The sequence below is a fragment of the Bacillus sp. EU63 genome (genome assembly GCF_038592915.1).
Classification (GTDB): Bacteria; Bacillota; Bacilli; order Bacillales; family Bacillaceae; genus Bacillus; species Bacillus velezensis.
The window spans coordinates 1,489,816-1,510,586 of the sequence record NZ_CP151944.1 but is presented as its reverse complement, the minus strand read 5'-3'; the positions used below and the strand labels follow the sequence as shown (position 1 = coordinate 1,510,586).

At 44.5% G+C, this 20,771-nt stretch carries 22 protein-coding genes; 6 read left to right on the top strand and 16 right to left on the bottom strand.

Annotated features, from left to right (window positions below; all coding sequences use genetic code 11):
- Positions 1-49: 49 nt before the first annotated feature.
- Positions 50-1,888, bottom strand: a complete 1,839-nt coding sequence (typA, locus tag NYE38_RS07630; RefSeq protein WP_003154502.1) for a translational GTPase TypA — start codon at positions 1,886-1,888, stop codon at positions 50-52.
- Between the two features lie 111 nt (positions 1,889-1,999).
- Here typA and NYE38_RS07625 point away from each other — a divergent pair, with 111 nt between their 5' ends.
- Together NYE38_RS07625 and NYE38_RS07620 are read left to right on the top strand one after the other, a co-directional pair.
- Entirely contained in the window at positions 2,000-2,188 is a 189-nt protein-coding gene (locus NYE38_RS07625) for a YlaF family protein (RefSeq protein WP_003154504.1), read from the top strand.
- A gap of 311 nt (positions 2,189-2,499) precedes the next feature.
- Positions 2,500-3,117 (top strand): hypothetical protein, encoded by a 618-nt coding sequence (locus tag NYE38_RS07620; RefSeq protein WP_017417716.1) that lies wholly within the window; start codon positions 2,500-2,502, stop codon positions 3,115-3,117.
- Between the two features lie 37 nt (positions 3,118-3,154).
- Here NYE38_RS07620 and NYE38_RS07615 read toward each other — a convergent pair whose 3' ends face one another.
- The 4 genes from NYE38_RS07615 to NYE38_RS07600 are packed head-to-tail and all read right to left on the bottom strand — an operon-like array spanning position 3,155 to position 6,163.
- Entirely contained in the window at positions 3,155-3,448 is a 294-nt protein-coding gene (locus NYE38_RS07615; protein ID WP_017417715.1) for a zf-HC2 domain-containing protein, read from the bottom strand.
- On the bottom strand, positions 3,445-3,966 hold the full coding sequence (locus tag NYE38_RS07610; protein WP_017417714.1) for a sigma-70 family RNA polymerase sigma factor: 522 nt from the start codon (positions 3,964-3,966) through the stop codon (positions 3,445-3,447). Before NYE38_RS07610 ends, NYE38_RS07615 begins: the two co-directional genes overlap by 4 nt.
- Positions 3,967-4,236, bottom strand: a complete 270-nt coding sequence (locus tag NYE38_RS07605) for a hypothetical protein (RefSeq protein ID WP_017417713.1) — start codon at positions 4,234-4,236, stop codon at positions 3,967-3,969.
- Entirely contained in the window at positions 4,226-6,163 is a 1,938-nt protein-coding gene (locus NYE38_RS07600; protein ID WP_237586723.1) for a hypothetical protein, read from the bottom strand. The genes NYE38_RS07605 and NYE38_RS07600 overlap by 11 nt, the downstream gene beginning before the upstream one ends.
- Before the next feature lie 322 nt (positions 6,164-6,485).
- On the opposite strand from NYE38_RS07600, the gene NYE38_RS07595 reads away from it, so the two are divergent.
- Positions 6,486-8,051 (top strand): M4 family metallopeptidase, encoded by a 1,566-nt coding sequence (locus tag NYE38_RS07595; protein ID WP_025649493.1) that lies wholly within the window; start codon positions 6,486-6,488, stop codon positions 8,049-8,051.
- 51 nt (positions 8,052-8,102) lie between these two features.
- On the opposite strand, the gene NYE38_RS07590 is transcribed toward NYE38_RS07595, so the two are convergent.
- From NYE38_RS07590 to NYE38_RS07580, 3 genes are all read right to left on the bottom strand, one after another.
- Entirely contained in the window at positions 8,103-8,555 is a 453-nt protein-coding gene (locus NYE38_RS07590; RefSeq protein ID WP_015239788.1) for a GNAT family N-acetyltransferase, read from the bottom strand.
- Complete coding sequence (suhB, locus tag NYE38_RS07585; RefSeq protein ID WP_065180249.1) at positions 8,542-9,339, bottom strand: inositol-1-monophosphatase; 798 nt, start codon at positions 9,337-9,339, stop codon at positions 8,542-8,544. Before suhB ends, NYE38_RS07590 begins: the two co-directional genes overlap by 14 nt.
- 133 nt (positions 9,340-9,472) lie before the next feature.
- Positions 9,473-9,661: a hypothetical protein gene (locus NYE38_RS07580; protein WP_003154513.1), complete on the bottom strand. Its 189-nt coding sequence runs from the start codon at positions 9,659-9,661 to the stop codon at positions 9,473-9,475.
- Between the two features lie 235 nt (positions 9,662-9,896).
- Between NYE38_RS07580 and NYE38_RS07575 the strand changes: the two genes are divergently transcribed.
- Positions 9,897-10,529, top strand: a complete 633-nt coding sequence (locus NYE38_RS07575; RefSeq protein ID WP_007409668.1) for a DUF1054 domain-containing protein — start codon at positions 9,897-9,899, stop codon at positions 10,527-10,529.
- A 34-nt stretch (positions 10,530-10,563) separates the two neighbouring features.
- Here NYE38_RS07575 and NYE38_RS07570 read toward each other — a convergent pair whose 3' ends face one another.
- A complete protein-coding gene (locus tag NYE38_RS07570) occupies positions 10,564-10,830 on the bottom strand; it encodes a UPF0223 family protein (protein WP_007409667.1) in 267 nt (88 codons plus the stop codon).
- A gap of 179 nt (positions 10,831-11,009) precedes the next feature.
- On the opposite strand from NYE38_RS07570, the gene NYE38_RS07565 reads away from it, so the two are divergent.
- On the top strand, positions 11,010-12,482 hold the full coding sequence (locus NYE38_RS07565) for an aminotransferase class I/II-fold pyridoxal phosphate-dependent enzyme (protein WP_134986501.1): 1,473 nt from the start codon (positions 11,010-11,012) through the stop codon (positions 12,480-12,482).
- Between the two features lie 47 nt (positions 12,483-12,529).
- Here the strand turns inward: NYE38_RS07565 and NYE38_RS07560 are convergent, their stop codons facing one another.
- Both NYE38_RS07560 and NYE38_RS07555 read right to left on the bottom strand, forming a co-directional pair.
- Positions 12,530-12,649 carry a GapA-binding peptide SR1P gene (locus NYE38_RS07560; protein WP_003154518.1) on the bottom strand — a complete coding sequence of 40 codons (120 nt, stop codon included), beginning with the start codon at positions 12,647-12,649 and terminating at the stop codon, positions 12,530-12,532.
- 113 nt (positions 12,650-12,762) lie between these two features.
- Entirely contained in the window at positions 12,763-13,563 is an 801-nt protein-coding gene (locus NYE38_RS07555) for a polysaccharide deacetylase family protein (protein WP_007409665.1), read from the bottom strand.
- Positions 13,564-13,811: 248 nt separating this feature from the next.
- Here NYE38_RS07555 and NYE38_RS07550 point away from each other — a divergent pair, with 248 nt between their 5' ends.
- Positions 13,812-14,186 carry a hypothetical protein gene (locus tag NYE38_RS07550; protein WP_014417650.1) on the top strand — a complete coding sequence of 125 codons (375 nt, stop codon included), beginning with the start codon at positions 13,812-13,814 and terminating at the stop codon, positions 14,184-14,186.
- Positions 14,187-14,233: 47 nt separating this feature from the next.
- Here the strand turns inward: NYE38_RS07550 and lpdA are convergent, their stop codons facing one another.
- The 5 genes from lpdA to NYE38_RS07525 all read right to left on the bottom strand — a co-directional run bounded on the left by lpdA (position 14,234) and on the right by NYE38_RS07525 (position 20,760).
- Complete coding sequence (gene lpdA / locus NYE38_RS07545) at positions 14,234-15,646, bottom strand: dihydrolipoyl dehydrogenase (protein ID WP_007409663.1); 1,413 nt, start codon at positions 15,644-15,646, stop codon at positions 14,234-14,236.
- A 4-nt stretch (positions 15,647-15,650) separates the two neighbouring features.
- The gene (gene pdhC, locus NYE38_RS07540) at positions 15,651-16,979 is read right to left on the bottom strand and encodes a pyruvate dehydrogenase complex dihydrolipoyllysine-residue acetyltransferase (protein WP_134986500.1); all 1,329 of its coding nucleotides are present in this window, start codon (positions 16,977-16,979) and stop codon (positions 15,651-15,653) included.
- A 122-nt stretch (positions 16,980-17,101) separates the two neighbouring features.
- Positions 17,102-18,079, bottom strand: coding sequence for a pyruvate dehydrogenase complex E1 component subunit beta (pdhB, locus tag NYE38_RS07535; protein WP_003154528.1), 978 nt, complete (start codon positions 18,077-18,079; stop codon positions 17,102-17,104).
- A gap of 3 nt (positions 18,080-18,082) precedes the next feature.
- Positions 18,083-19,198, bottom strand: coding sequence for a pyruvate dehydrogenase (acetyl-transferring) E1 component subunit alpha (gene pdhA, locus NYE38_RS07530; protein ID WP_007611171.1), 1,116 nt, complete (start codon positions 19,196-19,198; stop codon positions 18,083-18,085).
- 470 nt (positions 19,199-19,668) lie between these two features.
- Entirely contained in the window at positions 19,669-20,760 is a 1,092-nt protein-coding gene (locus tag NYE38_RS07525) for a serine hydrolase domain-containing protein (RefSeq protein ID WP_014417648.1), read from the bottom strand.
- Positions 20,761-20,771 lie beyond the last annotated feature (11 nt).

The window sequence follows — 20,771 nt, the reverse complement described above, 5'->3', positions numbered from 1 at the left end:
CCCCTCCCCTTTTCCGTTCGGGTTCTACCTTTTCAAATTCTGCAAGTGATTAAGACATTCCTGCTGTTTTTTTCTTTTTCGCCGCTTTTTCACGTTCGTTTTTATTCAGGATTTTCTTTCTTAAACGGATGGATTCCGGCGTTACTTCGCAGTATTCATCCTCGTTTAAGTACTCGAGTGATTCTTCAAGCGACATAATGCGCGCTTTCTTAATCGTAGTCGTTTGATCCTTCGTAGCGGAACGGACGTTTGTCTGCTGTTTCATTTTGCTGACATTGACGACAAGGTCATTGTCACGGTTATGTTCGCCGACAATCATGCCTTCATATACTTCTGTTCCGGGCTCAACGAAGATGACGCCGCGGTCTTCAATACCTTGAATTCCGTAAGATGTCGCTTTTCCGTTTTCCATGGAAACGAGCACACCTTGACGTCGGCCTCCGACTTGGCCTTTTTGCATCGGCTGATAGCTGTCAAACGTGTGGTTCAGGATACCGAAACCGCGTGTCAGTGACAGAAACTCAGTAGAATAGCCGATGAGTCCGCGTGAAGGTACGGTAAAGATCAGGCGGACCTGGCCGTTTCCGTTATTAATCATATCAAGCATTTCGCCTTTTCTCGCACCCATTGATTCCATAACAGAACCGGTATGCTCTTCAGGCACGTCAATCTGCACGCGCTCAACAGGCTCGCAGCTGACGCCGTCGATTTCCTTAATGATAACTTCAGGTTTAGACACTTGAAGCTCATAGCCTTCACGGCGCATGTTTTCAATTAAAATGGACAGGTGAAGCTCACCGCGTCCTGAAACAACCCATGCGTCTGGTGATGCAGTCGGTTCGACACGAAGACTGACGTCTGTTTGAAGCTGCGCGTTCAGACGCTCTTCAATTTTACGGGCTGTGACATATTTGCCTTCACGGCCTGCAAACGGGCTGTTGTTTACGACAAATGTCATTTGAAGCGTAGGCTCATCAATGCGCAGAACCGGCAGCGGCTCATGGTGGTCAGCCGGACAAACCGTTTCACCGACGTTGATGTCTTCCATGCCCGAAACGGCAACAAGGTCTCCCGCTCTCGCTTCTTCAATTTCCACGCGTTTCAATCCTTGGAAACCGAAGATTTTCGTTACACGGAATGATTTAACCGTTCCGTCAAGTTTCATCAATGAAACCTGCTGACCCACTTTCATCGTGCCGCGGAAAACGCGTCCGATACCGATACGGCCGACATAATCATTGTAATCAAGCAGCGCCACTTGGAATTGAAGAGGCTCTTCGGCGTTATCTACCGGGGCAGGGACATGTTCAAGAATCGTTTCATACAGTGATTCCATGTTTTCGTCCTGCTTTTTCGGATCCAGACTTGCCGTTCCGTTAATCGCAGAAGCGTAGACGACAGGGAACTCAAGCTGTTCTTCGTTTGCGTCAAGCTCGATGAACAAATCAAGCACTTCATCAATGACTTCTTCCGGGCGGGCGAAATCACGGTCGATTTTGTTTACGACGACAACCGGATTTAAGTTCTGCTCAAGGGCTTTTTTCAGTACGAAACGGGTTTGCGGCATGCAGCCTTCATATGCGTCAACGACTAACAGAACGCCGTCAACCATTTTCATAATCCGTTCTACCTCTCCGCCGAAGTCGGCGTGTCCCGGAGTGTCCAAAATATTAATGCGTGTATCTTTATAGTTAATCGCAGTATTTTTCGCAAGAATTGTAATACCGCGTTCACGTTCAAGATCGTTTGAATCCATTGCGCGCTCGGCAATATTTTCGTTGGCACGGAATGTTCCGGCTTGGTGAAGCAATTGGTCTACCAAAGTCGTTTTCCCATGGTCAACGTGGGCAATAATCGCGATGTTGCGAAGATCGTTTCGAAGTTTCACATTTTCATCTCCTAAAAAAATTAGATAACTTTCATATTATACCACACATCCTCTTTAAAAGCGTTACGTTTTTCTGTAAACTGAAAGTATGACGTTAAAGGGGATGGAAATATGAAAAAATTGAATTGGCTCTTATTATTATTTGCATTCGCAGCAGTCTTCAGCATGATGCTGATCGGCGTATCAATCGCTGAGAAAAGCGCATGGGGCATCATCGGAAGCATTGTTCTCGTTATCGCCATGATGGGAAGCGGTTTCACCGTAAAGAAAAAAATGCGCGAACAGGGACTGCTTGATTAAAAGCATGACCCTTTGCAAAATTCCGTAAACATGAAAAGCACAATATCTAATAAAGCCTGAATCAAAGATTCAGGCTTTTTTACATCCTCAAAACAGGCTTTAGATGTAAGGCTTATCTCCCCCGCCGCCTAGTCAGGAAGCCGGAAATGACGGCCCCCACTCTAGTTACATCAGCAGATTCCCTCAGAATATACAGTCTGAAATAGTCCGGCATCGTTATGCAGAAAATACCATACCTCCTATATCAATTCCATCATTGTCTTTTTATACTTGTGACTGTAAGCAAATACACATGACAAGGAGAGAATGAAATGAAAACATCTTTTTTGAAGAAAACCGCTGTAACTGCCGCCGCAACCGCCTCAGCCGCCTTGCTTGCATTCAGTCCGCTTGATTCTGCCGGCGCAAAAACGATCCAGGCAAATGAACCGCATGCTCTGCAGGCTTCCGGAGAGAAAACACCGGAAGACGCGGCAAAACTCATTGACATCATCAGCCAATCCATTTACGAAAAAGACGGCGTCTATTATTTTGACGGTGAAAAAGCGGTTGAATTGGGATTAGATAAAGAAACCGCACAGACCATTCAAAAGCTGTGGGACAGTTCAACCGAATTTTTAACCGTTCTTTCTCAATGTATTGAGAAAACGGACGGCGAATATACATTTAATAAAGAAAAAGCGGTGGAGCTCGGCTTTACGGAAAAAGAGGCCCTTATCGTTGATCAGCTGTTCACCGCTTTTTCCCAAAGTCTTCATATCCTTCAATCTGCGCTGATTGAAGAAGACGGTGTGTATACGTTTGATCAGGACCTTGCTGAAAAAGCAGGAGCAGGAAAAAAAGAAGCAAAGCTGTGTGCCGGATTCTTTAATTCACTGCCGCAGGAATTGCTTGAAGGCATTTATACAGCCTTTCATCCGGCTGAGTAAACGGATAAAACGCCCGGTCATTCAGCCGGGCGTTTTTTTAAATCAGCATTTTAAGGATCAGCATGATAAAGAAAACAGCGCCGAACAAACCGGCTGCTTTTATCAGCAGCTTCCCGTAATACCGTTCCTTAAACCGCCTTTCTTCTTCTGCATAACAGGGGGGCGCCTTCATCTCAGGGCTGCCGAGGTCAAGCGGCTCCTTCATCATATGATATAAACTCCCGCACTTACCGCATGATTCAAGATGGCGGGAAATAAACCGCTCCGTTTCTGTTTCACAATCGCCTTCAATATATAAAGGCAGTAAATCTCTCACTAAACAGCAAGTCATATCTGTCCGTCCTTCCTTTTTTCCGCCAAATGCTGTTTCAGCTGCATTCTCGCCCTGTACAGGGTGCTCTTCACCTTCGAAAGACTCCAGTCCAAAACATCAGCAATCTCTTCGTAAGACAGCTCTTGAAATTCCCTTAAAATTAAAACGGTCTGCTGATCGCTTTTCAGACGCTGAATCTGCCCGGTCAGCGCATTCTGAGTGTCTGTCCGGGCGACGTAATGCTCCGGCAGTTCATATGTTGTTTGCTGAAGCCCTTCATTCAGGGTGATATCTGAAAATTGATATTTTCTATCACGTCTGTACCAATTGATGAAGGTATGATGGGCAATTGCATAGAGCCACGTTCTGATAGACGAATGTCCCTTAAACGACTCAAGCCCGTTAAATGCTTTCATAAATGTATCCTGAGCGAGGTCCTTAGCGGTCTCAGCATGTTGTGTGCGTCTGTAAAGGTAATACATAATATCTTGATAATGTTCACGGTACAGCTGTTCAATTGACATCTTGTTTTTCATTTAAAAGTAAAACCACACTGTCATCCAGATTGAGAGCACAATGAAGAATCCGTACAATCCATACGTCAGGCATTTCATGTACTTAATCTGGCGGATATCGCCGGACGGCGCATTCAAACCATGTTCATTCTGCCCTTTTCTGTTTTCCGCCTCAGCTCCGAATAAAGGCTCATGTTCTTTCATCCACTGGAGCGTGCCGCCTTCGAGTTCCCCCTCCTTATATAGGTCGTATAAATCGAAGAAGACAGCCTTTTTTTCTTTATTGTTCATAAAGGTTCACCGCCTCGTAAGTATCCGCGTTCACTACATATACGTCATGACGGTTTGAACCGAACGGCTGAATAATGACAAGCCATGCGTTATATGTTACGCCGTCTTTCACCGCTATGACAGGCTTCACCCGCTTTTTGTAAATGATGCCGTTATAAGCTGCCGCCACTTTTTTGAATGCTGTTTGTCCGTCTCTGTATGTATGCGGGAATGTTTTGGCACTTCCCTGTCCGTAGAATGAGGCCTCTTTCATGCCTTCTTCATTCTGGAGCGTATAAACGAATGTGCCTTCAGAGTTTTCAAAAACGAGATTGCCTTCCGATTTGTCAATCTGTCTAAGCTTTGAAGTATCCGCACCCAGCAATGAAAAAAGCTTTTTCTGAAGTTCTGTTTTTGTTAAAACGGTGCTGTCAGGTGAGACTCTGATTTTCATAAGACGTCCGGATACTGCATCAAATATCAGCTCCGTTCCGTTATTCGCAGTTACGGTCAAACTGCTGCCGATCAGGCTGTTTATATCTGTATTTGTGATTTCAAATGTCTGATCAGGCATTTGAAGCGTACGAAAGGCGGCTTTTGATGCTTTCACTATGTCTTTTTCCGTCATATGCACCTGCGGCAGGGACTCAAGCTGATAAATAGACGGATCTTCTGAAAAACCCATAATGGTGTCTTTTTCCCAGTAAAATACTGTGCCCGAATCTTCGTGTTTCGTCCCTTGTGTTTTCGGCGCAATCTCCACGACAAACTGTCCGTTTTCTTTTCTCACTGTTGTCTGAATGCCTTGTGTTTTTATTTTTCGGCCGTGTGCCGATAAGAAATCCAGCGACTTTTTCCGGTATTCCTCTTCTGTAAAAGTGCGGCCTTCCGGTTTTTTAAGATATTGATAATTTGTAATCAATCGGGAAACCTCGTCCACTTCCGCTTCATAATCTTCCGTTTTAAAACGGTAAAAGTAATGGAGGTCCTGATTGGTTTCTGTTAAATAAATCGGATTCTCAGCCGGAAAAAATGAAGTAAGGATCCGTTCCGCTTGGTCTGAAGTGATATGTTCACCCACATTATCAACAGAATCTTCAGCTATCGGCTTTGAAACCGCAAAAGCTGCATCGCCCGCATTGTATACCGGATTCAAAAAGACAATAAAACCAGCGGCCGTTGCCGCCGCAAGAAAGCTTTTCGTCCGCTGTCTGATCCTGTCTGACCGATGAAATAAATGATGGGTCATCAGAAAACCGACCATCGTTAAATACACCGTAAATGGGAGAAGTCTGCCGTAATCTTTTGTTACACCTGCCGAGGGCGCAGCGAGCACCCACACCAACAGCCCGATGACCCCGGCATAAAACACGCCGATAAAAACGGGTCTCGGTTTCCAATACATTTTAAAGAATAAAACATTCATAGAAATCAGAAGTAGTAAAACAACCGTAATAAAACATAGCATCGAAACTATATCCTCCCCCGCCATCGCATCGGGACTGTTATTCCAGAAAGTGAAAAAACTGAAGATCAGCTGAATGACGGGCAGTGTCACCACAGTGAGATCAAAGGTATAAAATATGCCCTTTCCCCTCTGCTTCTGCGGCATGAGCATATAGTGAAACGCGGTGAGCAGCACATACCCATACATTAAGAGATGAACGATCGGAAGAAGCTCTCTTTCTTCCGATATCAAATAGTTCGCGCTAAAGCGAGTACTCTGCACCTGATGAACCAATTCAACTGTTATGCCCGCCAATAATACGGCCCTGAGCAGAATTCCTGAATAAAACCAAACTCTCTCACAGCTGATTTTCGGATGAAAAGTCAGCGCGTATAAAACAGCAAGGCAGACGGCTGACCACTGAATGATCAACACGCTCTGTCTGCTTAAAATGAAATATCTGTCGAAATGCTGAATAAAATGACTGAAAATCTCTGACATCTGAAACAATCCTTTTCGTTTATTAAGGCCTCACCCGTTTAGACAAACGGCTATAAAAAAAGTTTTACAAATCGGAACATTTTTCCCCTATCATTTTTCCCGACTTCATTTGTCATTTTTTTCAGAATAAATCGCATCATTCGACTCATGTCTGATTCAACACGTGCCTCTCGGCTTATACCCCGATGCTGGCCGCCGGAAGCCTTTCCGGGACGATTCTATCAATTCATCAGCGGAGTCTAGTTTTATATTGCAGAATGAGAGAATGCTGGTTTATTATAACAATATAAGTTTTCATTATTTTCAAAAAGGGGGATTTATTGTGGGTTTAGGTAAGAAATTGTCTGTTGCTGTCGCCGCTTCCTTTATGAGTTTAACCATCAGTCTTCCGGGTGTTCAGGCCGCTGAGAATCCTCAGCTTAAAGAAAACCTGACGAACTTTGTGCCGAAGCATTCTTTGGTGCAATCTGAATTGCCTTCAGTCAGTGACAAAGCAATCAAGCAATACTTGAAACAAAACGGCAAAGTCTTCAAAGGCAACCCTTCTGAGAGACTGAAGCTGATTGACCACACGACCGATGATCTCGGCTACAAGCACTTCCGTTATGTGCCTGTCGTTAACGGTGTGCCTGTGAAAGACTCGCAAGTCATTATTCACGTCGATAAATCCAACAATGTCTATGCGATTAACGGTGAATTAAACAACGATGCTTCTGCCAAAACGGCAAACAGCAAAAAATTATCTGCAAATCAGGCGCTGGATCATGCTTTTAAAGCAATCGGCAAATCACCTGAAGCCGTCTCTAGCGGCAACGTTGCAAACAAAAACAAAGCCGAGCTGAAAGCAGCGGCCACAAAAGACGGTAAATACCGCCTCGCCTATGATGTAACCATCCGCTACATCGAACCGGAACCAGCTAACTGGGAAGTAACCGTTGATGCGGAAACAGGGAAAGTCCTGAAAAAGCAAAACAAAGTGGAGCATGCCGCTGCAACCGGAACAGGTACGACTCTTAAAGGAAAAACGGTCTCATTAAATATTTCTTCTGAAAGCGGCAAATATGTAATGCGTGATCTTTCTAAACCTACCGGAACGCAAATTATTACGTACGATCTGCAAAACCGACAATATAACCTGCCGGGCACGCTCGTATCAAGCACTACAAACCAGTTCACAACTTCTTCTCAGCGCGCTGCCGTTGATGCGCATTACAATCTCGGCAAAGTGTACGATTATTTCTATCAGACGTTTAAACGCAACAGCTACGACAATAAAGGCGGCAAAATCGTATCTTCCGTTCATTACGGCAGCAAATACAATAACGCGGCCTGGATCGGCGACCAAATGATTTACGGTGACGGTGACGGCTCATTCTTCTCGCCTCTTTCCGGTTCAATGGACGTAACGGCCCATGAAATGACACATGGTGTTACACAGGAAACAGCCAACCTGAACTATGAAAATCAGCCGGGCGCTTTAAACGAATCCTTCTCTGATGTATTCGGATACTTCAATGATACTGAGGACTGGGATATCGGTGAAGATATTACGGTCAGCCAGCCGGCTCTCCGCAGTTTATCCAATCCGACAAAATACGGACAGCCCGACCATTACAAAAATTATCGAAACCTTCCGAACACTGATGCCGGCGACTACGGCGGCGTGCATACAAACAGCGGAATTCCGAACAAAGCCGCTTACAACACGATTACAAAAATCGGTGTGAAAAAAGCGGAGCAGATTTACTACCGTGCACTGACGGTATATCTCACTCCGTCATCAAGCTTTAAAGATGCAAAAGCAGCTTTGATTCAATCAGCGCGGGACCTTTACGGCTCTCAAGACGCTGCAAGCGTAGAAGCGGCCTGGAATGCGGTCGGCTTGTAAACAAGAAAAGAGACCGGAGAAATCCGGTCTCTTTTTTATATCTGAAACATTTCACAATGGCTTCACCATGATCATATATGTTTTTTCCTGATCGTCTTTTTCAAGCTTAAGCTGTTCAAAGCCGCATTGGCTTAAAAACAAAACCCATTCCTGCCTGTCCAGGGGAACGGCTGAAAACATCGCTTTATGCTCCCCTCTCAGCCGGCCCGCAATCTCTTCAATGACCGCGCGTCCGATTCCTTTCTCTTTTGCCTCCGGAGCGACGGCCACGGTTCCGAGCCACGGTTTTCCGTTTGAAGGCGCCCATTCCAAATGAAAACTGACGGCGGCAGGAGCGCCGTCAATCTCCCATACGAGCCACGTTCCATTGTACATGGAGTATGCAAGCATAAACTCCGCCGCATTTTTTGTTCCGAACTCTTCGTTTTTCCACACCGGGTGTGATGCCGCCAGCTGCTCCAGAAACCCGAGATCTTCTTCTTCAAAATCTCTACCTGTCAGCATGTAAATAATCGTCAAAGATAATTTTATGTATTGCCGGATTGCCCGCAAGCACGCTGTGGTTGTCTAAAAACGTAAACGGTTCGCCGTCTGTGGTCGTGTAAATGCCCCCGACTTCGTTCAGCAGCACGCAGCCGGCAGCGTAATCCCACGGCGCGAGCCTCATCGTAATGTATGCGTCAATGCGGCCGGCCGCAACACTGGCCAGCTCAAGTGCCGCCGAACCGTAGGAACGCGTTCCTCTGACCCGTTTTACGAGCGGCGCCAAAATACTCGGGTCAATCCTTCTGTTTTCCGTCACCCATGTGGCATTGATTGCAATAATGGCTTCTTCAATGGAAGCTTCTTTTAAAGGAGCAAGCGGCGTATTGTTCAGATAAGCCCCTTTTCCGCTGAATGCGTGATACAGTTCGTCCTGCATCACATCATAAATTAAGCCGATTTTGCCTTTTCCGTCTTCAAAGATGCCGATGGAGATCGCGAAATGCCGCTTTTGATGGACAAAATTCATCGTTCCGTCAATCGGATCAATGATCCAGACAATTCCGTCAAGGGAGCGGAGTTTATCCCCCTGCCCTTCTTCTCCGAGAATCCGGTGTCCGGGAAAAGTTCCTTGTATACGGTCAATGAAAAAGCGTTCCGTCTCTTTATCAATATTTGTGACTAAATCATTCGGATTTGATTTTGTTTCAATCGTCAAGCTTTCCTGCATGGATTGTCTGATTCTCGCTCCGGCTTCTTTTACCCATTTTTTTGCGATATCATCAATTTCCGTCCAATTTGTCATACCGTGTACCTCTTTTCTATGTATAGCTTATTCTATAGCATACTGATAAAGGCGATGAAAAAGCAAGGAAAATGAAAAAAATGCCTTCTCACGTAAAAACGAACCATTTCCTGCGGTTCGTTTTTACTATTCTTTATCCGTTAAGCCGAATCCATTCTTTTCTGAGACGTTCCAGTTTTCTTTTGCTGAGATCGATTTGATCTTCATTCTCTTTTTGCATGGCCTCATACAGGGTTGCCAATTCATAATCAACCTCTAGTCTCCAGACAGCTACACGGTTATTTTTTTCCTCCCTGAATCCTTCCTTCACCACTTGCCTCATTGTCTTTCGCCCCTTCCAGAGATCATTTGTTAAAAAAGCATCCCATTTTTCCAATTTATTAATGATACTTCTTATATCGTATGGAAACTTATATTCGGCTGTAACAACATTCTTAAAATTGTGTGTTTACCTATTCGTTTTTTACCCCAATCCTCTCGGCTCAAACGTTCTCAATGTTTTTGCGGCCGGCGGCGGCTGTGGTAAAATATGAATACTTACGATAAGGAGGAAAAAGATGACTCAGATGCGTTTTACAAAAGAAGACTTCGATACATTTACAATAGAAGGTTTAGATCCGCGCATGGAGGTGTTAAAAGAACAAGTCCGTCCGAAGCTGACCTTGTTAGGAGAGCATTTCGCACCGACATTGTCAGCATTGACAGGCGATGAAATGTTCCCGCATGTCGCCAAGCACGCGAGAAGATCTGTCAACCCGCCGGCTGACAGCTGGGTTGCCTTTGCCAACAGCAAACGCGGGTATAAGAAACTCCCTCACTTTCAGATCGGTTTATGGGACACCCATATGTTTGTATGGTTTGCCATCATTTATGAATCTCCGATAAAAGAGGAATACGGCAGATTGCTGGAAGCGAAGCAGGAGGACATCACAAAACAGATTCCCGGTCATTTTGTATGGTCGCCGGATCATACGAAGCCAGGGGCGTACAAGCAGTCCGACATGGATCAGGAGCAGCTGAAAACATTATTTGAACGCCTGCAGACAGTGAAAAAAGCAGAGCTTTTGTGCGGCATTCAGCTGCAAAAAGAAGACGTGATCAACATGAACAACAATGAATTCCTGCAAACCATTGAAGATGCTTTTAGGAAGCTTTCCTTTTTATACACACTGACTCAGAAAGTCTCATAACATAAAAAGCGGGCCGATTGCCGGCTCGCTTTGTCTACATTTTGATAATCGCTTGATCTGATTGTTTCGCCTGTTTCACAGTCCGATACGGGGAATAGGTGCTGTCAGCTTCAAATTGGCTGCAGATTTTCTTTTCCTCCGCTTTCCCGGGAACGATTTCTTTAAAGCGGCGGTACGCATTCAGAAGTCTGTCTCGGTCAGCTCCTTTTTCATAGGCGTTTTCCACCTGCTGAAAAAAAGCAATGACATCCACGGCCTCCTCTGTCGTCCAGTCCTCATTCATCGGATATTGATATTCCAAATGTCTTCACTCCTTTATAATCATGCTCAAAATAAGCATCTTCCATAGATCATAAATTGTTCTTTACTTTCTTTCAAGTTCATAATATAATTCATTTGTTTTACGTTTAAAAAACGGGTAATAAAACTGAATGTAATACAAACTAATCCGTAGGTATTATGATAAAGGTGGGAAAACAATTGCCGCAACATGAAACACCCCTGTACAGCGGACTGAAAAAGCACGCGGACAGACAGCCTGTCCAATTCCACATTCCGGGCCATAAAAAAGGCGCGGGAATGGACCCGGAATTCAGACAATTTATCGGAGAAAACGCGTTAAGTATAGATTTAATTAATATCGAACCTCTGGATGATTTACATGCGCCAAAGGGCATCATTAAAGAAGCCCAGGATCTGGCCGCTCGAGCATTCGGCGCAGACCATACCTTCTTTTCCGTACAAGGGACGAGCGGCGCCATTATGACGATGGTTATGGCCGTATGCGGACCCGGAGATAAAATCATCATCCCGAGAAACGTTCATAAATCCATTATGTCGGCCATTGTATTTTCCGGAGCGGTGCCGATTTTTATTCACCCGGAAATTGACGATGAGCTCGGAATTTCTCACGGCATTACGCTTGAGTCCGCCGAGCGGGCTTTGACGGAGCACCCTGACGCAAAAGGCCTGCTTGTCATAAATCCGACGTACTTCGGTGTGGCAGCTGACTTAAGCAGCATTGTAAAGCTCGCGCATTCTTTCGATGTGCCTGTGCTTGTCGATGAAGCGCACGGCGTGCATATTCATTTTCATGATAAGCTTCCTCTGTCCGCCATGCAGGCGGGCGCTGATATGGCAGCCACAAGCGTGCACAAATTGGGAGGCTCCCTGACGCAGAGCTCCATTTTAAATGTGAGAGAAGGTCTTGTTTCCAAAGAAAGAGTACAGTCGATTTTAAGCATGCTGACGACAACGTCAACATCCTATCTGCTTCTCGCTTCACTGGATGTCGCAAGAAAACGCCTCGCTACAGAAGGCCGCGATCTTCTAGAAGATACGATTCTGCTGGCGGATCAGACACGGGAACGCCTCAATCAAATTGAAGGCATCCGCTGTGTCGGCGAAGAAATCACAGGGTCTAAAGCTGCCTTCAGTTATGATCCGACTAAATTAATCATTTCGGTCAAAAACCTCGGACTGACGGGTCATGACGTTGAAAAATGGCTCCGCGAATCATATAATATCGAAGTCGAGCTGTCCGATTTGTATAATATTTTATGTATTTTCACCCCCGGCGACAGAGCGGGAGATGCCGACCGTCTTGTAAGCGCGCTTACAGACATTTCAAAGCAGGCTTCCGACAATGACTATGCTCATCAGCAAACCGAAGTTCTGCTTCCTGAAATTCCTCTGTTAGCGATGACGCCAAGAGACGCGTTTTACGCAAATACGGAAGTCATTCCGTTAAAAGAATCCGCGGGACGGATCATCGCAGAGTTTGTCATGGTGTACCCGCCGGGAATTCCGATCTTTATTCCGGGTGAGATCATTACTGAAGAAAATATCAGCTACATTTTTAAAAACTTGGACGCCGGCCTTCCTGTGCAGGGTCCCGAAGATGCAACGCTTGAAATGATCAGAGTCATCAAAGAGCAAAGAGCCATCCAATAAACATAAAGATGCCCGAAACGAAATCGTTTCGGGCCTTTTTACGCTTTTTACTCTTCTTCAAGATGACACTGGCATTGTCCGCAGCATGTTCCGTATAACGTCGTGACCTTCTCATCCTCAAAGTAATGAATCGCTTCGTTACAGTCTTGGCAAACAATTGTACCCATCTGTCATTCCCCATTTCTCAGAATTTGAAAACGCTTAATTTTCACTTGTTGTTATTATATTATTATGTCACATTTAATATGTCAACTGATAAATTGTATAACACATTTATTTTTTACGGTCTTTTTATAGCTCGAGGGTCAATCACAGTATATCCTTTATGACGCAATCCTTTTACAATGTCCGGCATGGCTTCCGCCGTCCATTTCCGGTCATGCATCAATATGTTGGCCCCGTCCCGCAGATAAGGACTGTTCAGTGTGATATCGGTAAGCGCTTTTTTGGATTGATATTTCTGATCCCAATCATACCCGAAGGTCCAGTTCATTTTCACCATACCTTCTTTTTTTATAAGTCTGTCACTGTAGTCCGTATTGCTTCCGAAAGGCGCCCTGAAAAATGCGGGTTTCTCTCCTATTACCTTTTCAACCGCTTTATTGACGCCGATGATTTCTTCCCGTTGTTTTTGTTCGGAAAGATCTTTTAAGTTTTGATGAGTCATTGTATGATTACCGATCATAAAACCTAACTCATGAATATGCTTAAGCGCTTTCTTATTTTCATCTTTTTTCAAAAAATGTCCGTTTACAAAAAAGATCGCTGACGCATTGAGATCGTGCAGTTTGTCCGCAATCTCAGCGGCATGCTGATCAGGCGCGTCATCGATCGTTACCAATGCGATCGGTTTTTTCTCTTTCTGTTCATCCATTTTTTCCACAGAAAAGCTTTTCGGATTGATATAGTAACGGGGCTCCGCCTTCTGTTTTTTCTGTTTTTCCTCTTTTGTATGGTGGTTTTCCCGTTTGGCATGATTGGCCGCGGCTTGAGAATGGGGTTTGTTTGTTTGCATCTTTTCATTTGATTGGCAGCCGGCGAGTAAGCACATACATATGACAGCTGCAGCGGCTTTATACATGACAATCCCTCCTGATATGGTTTTGCTCTCAGTATAACGAAAAAACAGCGCTCTCACGAAAAACAATGTGCCTTTTTTACACATCGGCTGCGCAAGTTGTCACACGTATTATTTCTTCATTAAAAACGGTTTCAATTATATAACAATTCAGTAACAAGCCTTAGGTTTTTCACCTCTCGTGATACACTTGATATAGTCCTTTTAAATGGATGAACCCATATATTATATAAAACAGAGGAGTAAGATAGATGCGCTACCGTACGGTGATTCCCTTTTTTTTGATGCTGTTCGTTCTGTCAAGCTGTTCGGTTTCTACTGTCAGTCCATTCAAAAAAAACCGGATCGACAGCATTCATCACACTCAAATCTTGTTTTTTTCCGATGAAAATCATATAGATAAAGAAGTGCCTTATTACGATGCGATCCTTGATTTAGAAAAGAAATATCCCCATCATGTCGATCAAATGAAGGTTTATGACAACAGAAAGGGATGGGAAGAGGAAATCAATACGTTCCCTGCGCTGATGGTGATCAATCATCGGCATGTGGTCATGAAGATTGAGGGATCCGTAAAGAAAAAAGAGGATATCATCAAACCTATGCAGCATGTGCTTGCACAATAAAAACAGCCCCCGCTTTTACAAACGGGGGCTGTTTCTTTGTTACATTATTATTTTACGATATGGATCGGGCTTCCGATTGCTACTTCGGCAGCTTCCATAGTGATTTCGCCCAATGTCGGGTGAGCGTGAATTGTCATTGCGATATCTTCAGCAGTCATTCCGCCTTCGATCGCCAGGCTCAATTCAGAAATCATGTCAGAAGCGCTTGCGCCGGCAATTTGCGCACCGATTACAAGACCGTCTTCTTTACGGGTGATCAGCTTCATGAAGCCGTCAGTTTCGTTAAGAGACAGCGCACGTCCGTTTGCTGCAAACGGGAACTTAGCTGCAACGACTTCAATGCCTTCTTCTTTCGCCTGTGCTTCAGTGTAACCGACAGAAGCCAGTTCAGGCTCAGAGAATACAACCGCCGGAATACCGAGGTAATCGATTTCAGCCGGCTCTCCTGAAATAGCTTCCGCAGCGATTTTACCTTCGTAAGACGCTTTGTGAGCCAATGGAGGTCCGTCAATGATGTCACCGATTGCGTAAATGTTCGGTACGTTTGTGCGGCACTGCTTGTCTGTTTTAATGACACCGCGGTCAGTCATTTCGATACCGACTTGCTCAAGGCCGAGCTCGTCAGTGTTCGGACGGCGTCCGACAGTGATTAATACGTAATCAGCATCAACCGTTTTTTCTTCGCCTTTTACTTCGAATGTAACTGTTACGCCGTCAGGTCTTTCTTCAACGCCTTTAGCCATAGCGCTTGTATGGATTTCAACGTTGCCTTTTTTCTTCAGTCTGCGGGTAACGAGAGAACTCATTTGTTTTTCGAAGCCAGGAAGAATTTCATCTCCGCCTTCTAAAATAACCAATTCAGTTCCGAAGTTCGCATACGCTGTTCCAAGCTCAGTACCGATATATCCGCCGCCGATAACAACGAGCTTTTTCGGAATTTCTTTAAGCGCAAGTGCGCCTGTAGAGTTCAGAACGCGTTCGCTATATTTGAAGTTTGGCAATTCGATAGGGCGAGAACCGGTAGCAATGATTGCGTTTTTAAATGTGTATGTTTGCGCAGAGTTCTCATCCATTACACGGACAGAGTTGCTGTCTACGAAATAAGCTTCCCCTTTTATAACGTCCACTTTATTTCCTTTTAAAAGACCTGCAACACCGCCGGTAAGCTTATTTACAACAGAAGCTTTCCATTCTTGGACTTTTGTAAAGTCAACTGTTACGTTCTCAGCAGTGATTCCCATGTCATCTGAATGTTTTGCATTCTCGTAACGATGGCCTGCATTGATGAGCGCTTTTGAAGGAATACAGCCGACGTTCAGACAAACGCCTCCAAGAGTTGCTTTTTCAACGACTGTTACTTTTTGTCCAAGCTGAGCAGCGCGGATGGCAGCTACATAGCCGCCGGGTCCCGCACCAATCACAAGAGTATCTGTTTCAATAGGGAAATCTCCTACTACCATAACATTACGCCTCCATTAAAATAAGTTGTGGATCGTTCAGTAAACGCTTGATGTGGTTTAACGCATTTTGTGCAGTTGCTCCGTCAATCATACGGTGGTCAAAGCTGAGAGAAAGAGCTAAGACAGGAGCAGCTACAATTTCACCGTCACGGACGATCGCTTTTTCAGCAATACGGCCGATACCGAGAATCGCAACCTCTGGGTGGTTGATAACCGGTGTGAACCATTGGCCTCCGGCAGAACCGATATTTGTGATCGTGCAAGAAGCGCCTTTCATTTCCACAGGTGCAAGCTTGCCTTCACGCGCTTTTGTAGCAAGGCTGTTGATTTCATCAGAGATTTCGAAAACGGCTTTACGGTCGGCATTTTTCACTACCGGCACAAGCAGGCCTTTTTCGGTATCCGCTGCAATTCCGATGTTGAAGTAATGTTTTTGGATCACTTCATCTGTTTTATCATCAATAGATGTGTTTAAAACAGGGAATTTTTTCAAAGCGGATGTTAATGCTTTGACGACGTAAGGCAGATAAGTCAGCTTGATGCCTTGATCAGCAGCAACTTGTTTGAACTGTTTGCGGTGAGCAACAAGATTTGTTACGTCAACTTCATCCATAAGAGTTACGTGCGGTGCAGTATGCTTAGAGTTCACCATTGCTTTCGCGATCGCTTTACGGATACCGCTCATTTTTTCGCGTGTTTCAGGGAATTCGCCTTCAGGAGCCTGAGCCGCTGCAGGTTTAGCTGTTTCCTGAGGTGCAGCTGTTTCTTGCGGTGCCGCTTCTTGAGCCGCTCCTCCATTTGCAAAGCTGTCGATATCTTCTTTTACAACACGTCCGTTATTGCCTGAACCTGTTACTTTACGGATATCCACGCCTTTTTCACGGGCATATTTGCGTACGGAAGGCATCGCGATCACGCGTTTGTTCGGATCAGCTTCCGCTTGGTCCTGCTGTCCTGCGCCGGTTTCTTTTGCAGGCTCTTTAGGAGTCTCTTCTTTAGCGATATCCTGCCCTGCTTCAGCAGACGACTGAACTTGAGCTTCAGTTTTCGCATCTCCTGAATCATGGCTTCCTTTAAATTGAAGATCTTCGTAACCAGGTGCGTCAAACGTAATAATCGTTTGTCCAACAGTTGCAACTGTTCCCTCTTCAACTTTTAATTCTAATACTTTTCCTTTAACAGGTGAAGGAATTTCTACCACTGCTTTATCATTTTGCACTTCAGCCAGAACATCGTCTTCTTCTACCTCGTCGTTCGGCTTAACAAACCATTTTACGATTTCGCCTTCGTGGATACCTTCCCCGATATCCGGAAGTTTAAATTCAAATGCCACAGTTTTCGACCTCCTAGTTGATTAAGCAAATTTTAGTTATGCATTCGCAAGCATTGAACCTAGTAAACAGACTCCTTCATATAGAGAAAAGGACTCTCTTTACCGTCTTTTATGATGCCTGATTAAAATTCAAGAACTTTTTTCGCAGTTTCAAGAACGTCTTTATGGTTTGGAAGCCATACGCTCTCAGCAAGCGAGAAAGGAAATACTGTATCAGGCGCCGCAACACGCAGAACCGGAGCTTCCAGGCTCAGAATCGCGCGGTCATTGATTTCAGCTACAACGTTGGCAGCGATGCCGGCTTGTTTTTGAGCTTCTTGCACGACAATTGCGCGGCCTGTTTTTTCAACAGAAGCAATAATCGTATCAATATCAAGCGGACTTACAGTGCGAAGGTCGATAACTTCAGCAGAAACGCCTTCTTTTTCAAGCTCTTCAGCAGCCTTAAGCGACTCATGAACCATCGCGCCGTATGTGATGATAGAAAGGTCAGTACCTTCGCGTTTCACATCAGCTTTGCCAAGCTCGATTGTGTATTCCTCCTCAGGAACTTCCTGACGGAAAGAACGGTAAAGTTTCATATGCTCTAAGAAAACAACCGGATCATTGTCTCTGATAGAGGCAATCAGCAGTCCTTTTGCATCGTAAGGAGTGGAAGGGATAACAACTTTAATACCCGGCTGCTGAGCGATAAGGCCTTCCAAACTGTCAGCGTGAAGTTCAGGTGTATGAACCCCTCCGCCGAATGGAGAACGGATTGTCACCGGAGAAGTCCAGCGTCCGCCGGAACGGTAGCGGAGACGAGCCATTTGTCCTGAGATTGAATCCATTACTTCATATACGAATCCGAAGAATTGGATTTCCATAACAGGACGGTAATCTTGCAGGCCTAAACCGAGAGCGAGACCGCCGATACCGGATTCAGCAAGCGGCGTGTCAAATACGCGGTCCTCACCGAATTCTTTTTGAAGGCCTTCAGTTGCACGGAATACGCCTCCGGCAACGCCTACATCTTCCCCGAAAAGCAGAACGTTTTCATTGTTTTTCAGTTCTGTGCGTAACGCATCAGTGATCGCTTGAATCATTGTCATTTGCGCCATGGCTTACTTCGACTCCTTCGCTTTGTAAATTTCAAGTTGTTCTTTTAAGTTGAACGTCGGCTCTTCAAACATATTCTCAATCAGCTCTGTTACTTTCGGTTTTGATTCGCCGTCAGCCTTTTTGATAGCTTGTTTGATTTCTTCTTTGGCCTGTTCAATCACTTTGTTCTCTTCTTCTTCAGACCATAGTCCTTTGTTTTCCAAGAACTTGCGGAAACGTACGAGCGGGTCTTTTTGCTCCCATTCATTTTCTATTTCTTTCGTACGGTATTTAGTCGGATCGTCACCGGACATTGTATGAGGTCCGTAACGGAATGTAAGAGTTTCGATCAGAGTCGGACCTTCACCGTTAATTGCGCGCTGGCGTGCTTCTGCGGTTGCAGCGTAAACGGCAAGTGCATCCATTCCGTCTACTTGAACACCTGTAATACCGACGGCAACTGCTTTTTGGGCAATTGTCTGTGCGGATGATTGCTTTTCTACAGGAGTTGAAATCGCATAGCGGTTATTCTGAACAACGAAGATCGCTGGCGCTTTAAATGCTCCGGCAAAGTTCATTCCTTCATAGAAGTCACCTTGAGAAGCTCCGCCGTCACCAGTGTAAGTAATAGCTACCGCTTTTTTACCGCGCTTTTTAAGACCTAAAGCTACACCTGCGGTTTGGATAATTTGAGCACCGATAATAATTTGAGGTGATAAAGCATTTACTCCCTCAGGCATCTGATTACCTTTAAAATGGCCTCTTGAGAACAGGAATGCCTGATGTAAAGGAAGCCCGTGCCAAATCAGCTGAGGAACGTCACGATAACCCGGAAGGATAAAGTCGTCCTGTTCAAGCGCGAAGTGTGATGCAATTTGAGAAGCTTCCTGGCCCGCTGTCGGTGCATAGAAACCTAAACGTCCTTGACGGGAAAGAGAAATTGAACGCTGGTCTAAAATGCGGATATACACCATTCTTCTCATTAATTCCTTTAACTGATCATCTGAAAGATCAGGCATTGCGTCTTTATTTACGACTTCTCCTTCAGCATTTAAAATTTGGAACGTTTCAAACTGCTTATGAATAGCATCAAATTGTTTTTTGCTATCAACAATTGAAGTTTTTGTCTTTGCAGCCATTTTTTAAACCACCTCTTCTTTTGATTTAACAGGGTTAGGATACCGTTTAGCCATCCGTATTAAAAACAGTCTTATCATGCTCTGCAATTCTAAAATTAATCATTCAGAAATTCACATAGCGCTTAAGCAAAGATAAGGACGTTTAAACTGTACTAATAAAAAAAGATTTTTTATTAGTACAATATGATCAACAACCATAGTTTACAGTAATTAAACAAAGCCGTCAATCATTTATAACCTCATTTTGAAACCGCTTATAAAACTTAAGATCATATTGCGCCAAACTGTACTATAAAAGACTTTAAACTGTATTATAAAAATGCTCTACTGTACTATAATTAAAAAAAATTACAAAGAGTAAATTAAGTTATTTAACTTAGGGGCGGGCTTTGAAAAGATGCCGCGGGATAAAAACGGGCAGTTAGCAATCGTCCCGCCTGCCGAACAGACGGAACGATGCTTTTGTCTAATTATTCAATACCCGCCCACACGATATTCAGCGGCGTCAGCACGGCATGAGGATGAAACTCGGAAATCGGAGTGAAAAATACATACGTAAAATCTTCGGCTGGATCAGAAAACATGCCGCACCAACCCATTCCAAGATGTGAAAAGGTGCCTTCTGTCATGAAATAATGGTCGCCGGCCGGCCACAAATTAACGCCTAAACCAAAGCCGCCTTCCTCTCTGGGCGCTCCGAAGAAGTAAAAAGGAAGACCGGGCTTTATTTGATTTCTCAGCATCGCCTCGACTGTTTTTCTTCCAAGCAGCTTCTTATCTTTCAATCTGCCTTTATTTCTAAACATTTCAGCCAACTTCCAAATATCCCGCAACGAAGAGTACAGACCGCTTGTCGCTTTATTCGGAAAATACGGGTGATGACTTTTTTCCAGCTGTACGCACTCGTGTTCATTGATCACACAAACTTCTTCTTTTAAAGCATCAGGCACATAAAAATACGTTCTTTCTAATCCGAGCGCTTCAATAATATGCTTTGTTACATACTGTTCGTAGGATACGCCTGTTACTTTTGAAATAATGATGCCAAGTATAACAAAACCGGTTCTGGAATAGTTCCACGCTTCATCCACTCCGTACTCCAAAGGCGTACTGACGAGATAGTTTATCCATTCTTCCTCATTCGTTAAGTCAATGCCTTCAGCCTTTTGAATATCCAGCTCAAAACTTAATCCCGCCGTATGAGTCAAAAGGTGCAAAATTTTAATTTCTCCGAAACCCGGTTTATCAAACGCAGGCAAAATGAGCTTGACCGGCATTTTCAGATCGAGCAAACCTTTTTCGACGAGCTGCATGACGGCTACAGCGGTAAACACTTTTGTCAAAGAACCGATTTCTCTGATTGTATCAAGCTGAAATGTTTGCTTTTCGTTTTGTCCGCCGGTAAATTCCCCTAACGACTCAGCTGCAAAAACCTCACCTCCTCTTGACATCATATAACTCGCACATTGCAGATCTCCATTGTCTATCATCGTCTGATAATGGCTGTTAAGAGCGTTAATTTGTTTCATATCAAATGCCGGATTGCTTATTGTTTGTTTCATTGTTTTCTCCC

What these genes read in the sequence shown, in the direction of transcription:
- NYE38_RS07625 (WP_003154504.1), top strand. Translation starts at nt 2,000, where the DNA reads ATGAAAAAATTGAATTGGCTCTTATTATTATTTGCATTCGCAGCAGTC.
- NYE38_RS07620 (WP_017417716.1), top strand. Translation starts at nt 2,500, where the DNA reads ATGAAAACATCTTTTTTGAAGAAAACCGCTGTAACTGCCGCCGCAACC.
- NYE38_RS07615 (WP_017417715.1), bottom strand. Translation starts at nt 3,448, where the DNA reads ATGACTTGCTGTTTAGTGAGAGATTTACTGCCTTTATATATTGAAGGC.
- NYE38_RS07610 (WP_017417714.1), bottom strand. Translation starts at nt 3,966, where the DNA reads ATGAAAAACAAGATGTCAATTGAACAGCTGTACCGTGAACATTATCAA.
- NYE38_RS07605 (WP_017417713.1), bottom strand. Translation starts at nt 4,236, where the DNA reads ATGAACAATAAAGAAAAAAAGGCTGTCTTCTTCGATTTATACGACCTA.
- NYE38_RS07600 (WP_237586723.1), bottom strand. Translation starts at nt 6,163, where the DNA reads ATGTCAGAGATTTTCAGTCATTTTATTCAGCATTTCGACAGATATTTC.
- NYE38_RS07590 (WP_015239788.1), bottom strand. Translation starts at nt 8,555, where the DNA reads ATGCTGACAGGTAGAGATTTTGAAGAAGAAGATCTCGGGTTTCTGGAG.
- suhB (WP_065180249.1), bottom strand. Translation starts at nt 9,339, where the DNA reads ATGACAAATTGGACGGAAATTGATGATATCGCAAAAAAATGGGTAAAA.
- NYE38_RS07580 (WP_003154513.1), bottom strand. Translation starts at nt 9,661, where the DNA reads ATGAGGCAAGTGGTGAAGGAAGGATTCAGGGAGGAAAAAAATAACCGT.
- NYE38_RS07575 (WP_007409668.1), top strand. Translation starts at nt 9,897, where the DNA reads ATGACTCAGATGCGTTTTACAAAAGAAGACTTCGATACATTTACAATA.
- NYE38_RS07560 (WP_003154518.1), bottom strand. Translation starts at nt 12,649, where the DNA reads ATGGGTACAATTGTTTGCCAAGACTGTAACGAAGCGATTCATTACTTT.
- NYE38_RS07555 (WP_007409665.1), bottom strand. Translation starts at nt 13,563, where the DNA reads ATGTATAAAGCCGCTGCAGCTGTCATATGTATGTGCTTACTCGCCGGC.
- NYE38_RS07550 (WP_014417650.1), top strand. Translation starts at nt 13,812, where the DNA reads ATGCGCTACCGTACGGTGATTCCCTTTTTTTTGATGCTGTTCGTTCTG.
- lpdA (WP_007409663.1), bottom strand. Translation starts at nt 15,646, where the DNA reads ATGGTAGTAGGAGATTTCCCTATTGAAACAGATACTCTTGTGATTGGT.
- pdhB (WP_003154528.1), bottom strand. Translation starts at nt 18,079, where the DNA reads ATGGCGCAAATGACAATGATTCAAGCGATCACTGATGCGTTACGCACA.
- pdhA (WP_007611171.1), bottom strand. Translation starts at nt 19,198, where the DNA reads ATGGCTGCAAAGACAAAAACTTCAATTGTTGATAGCAAAAAACAATTT.
- NYE38_RS07525 (WP_014417648.1), bottom strand. Translation starts at nt 20,760, where the DNA reads ATGAAACAAACAATAAGCAATCCGGCATTTGATATGAAACAAATTAAC.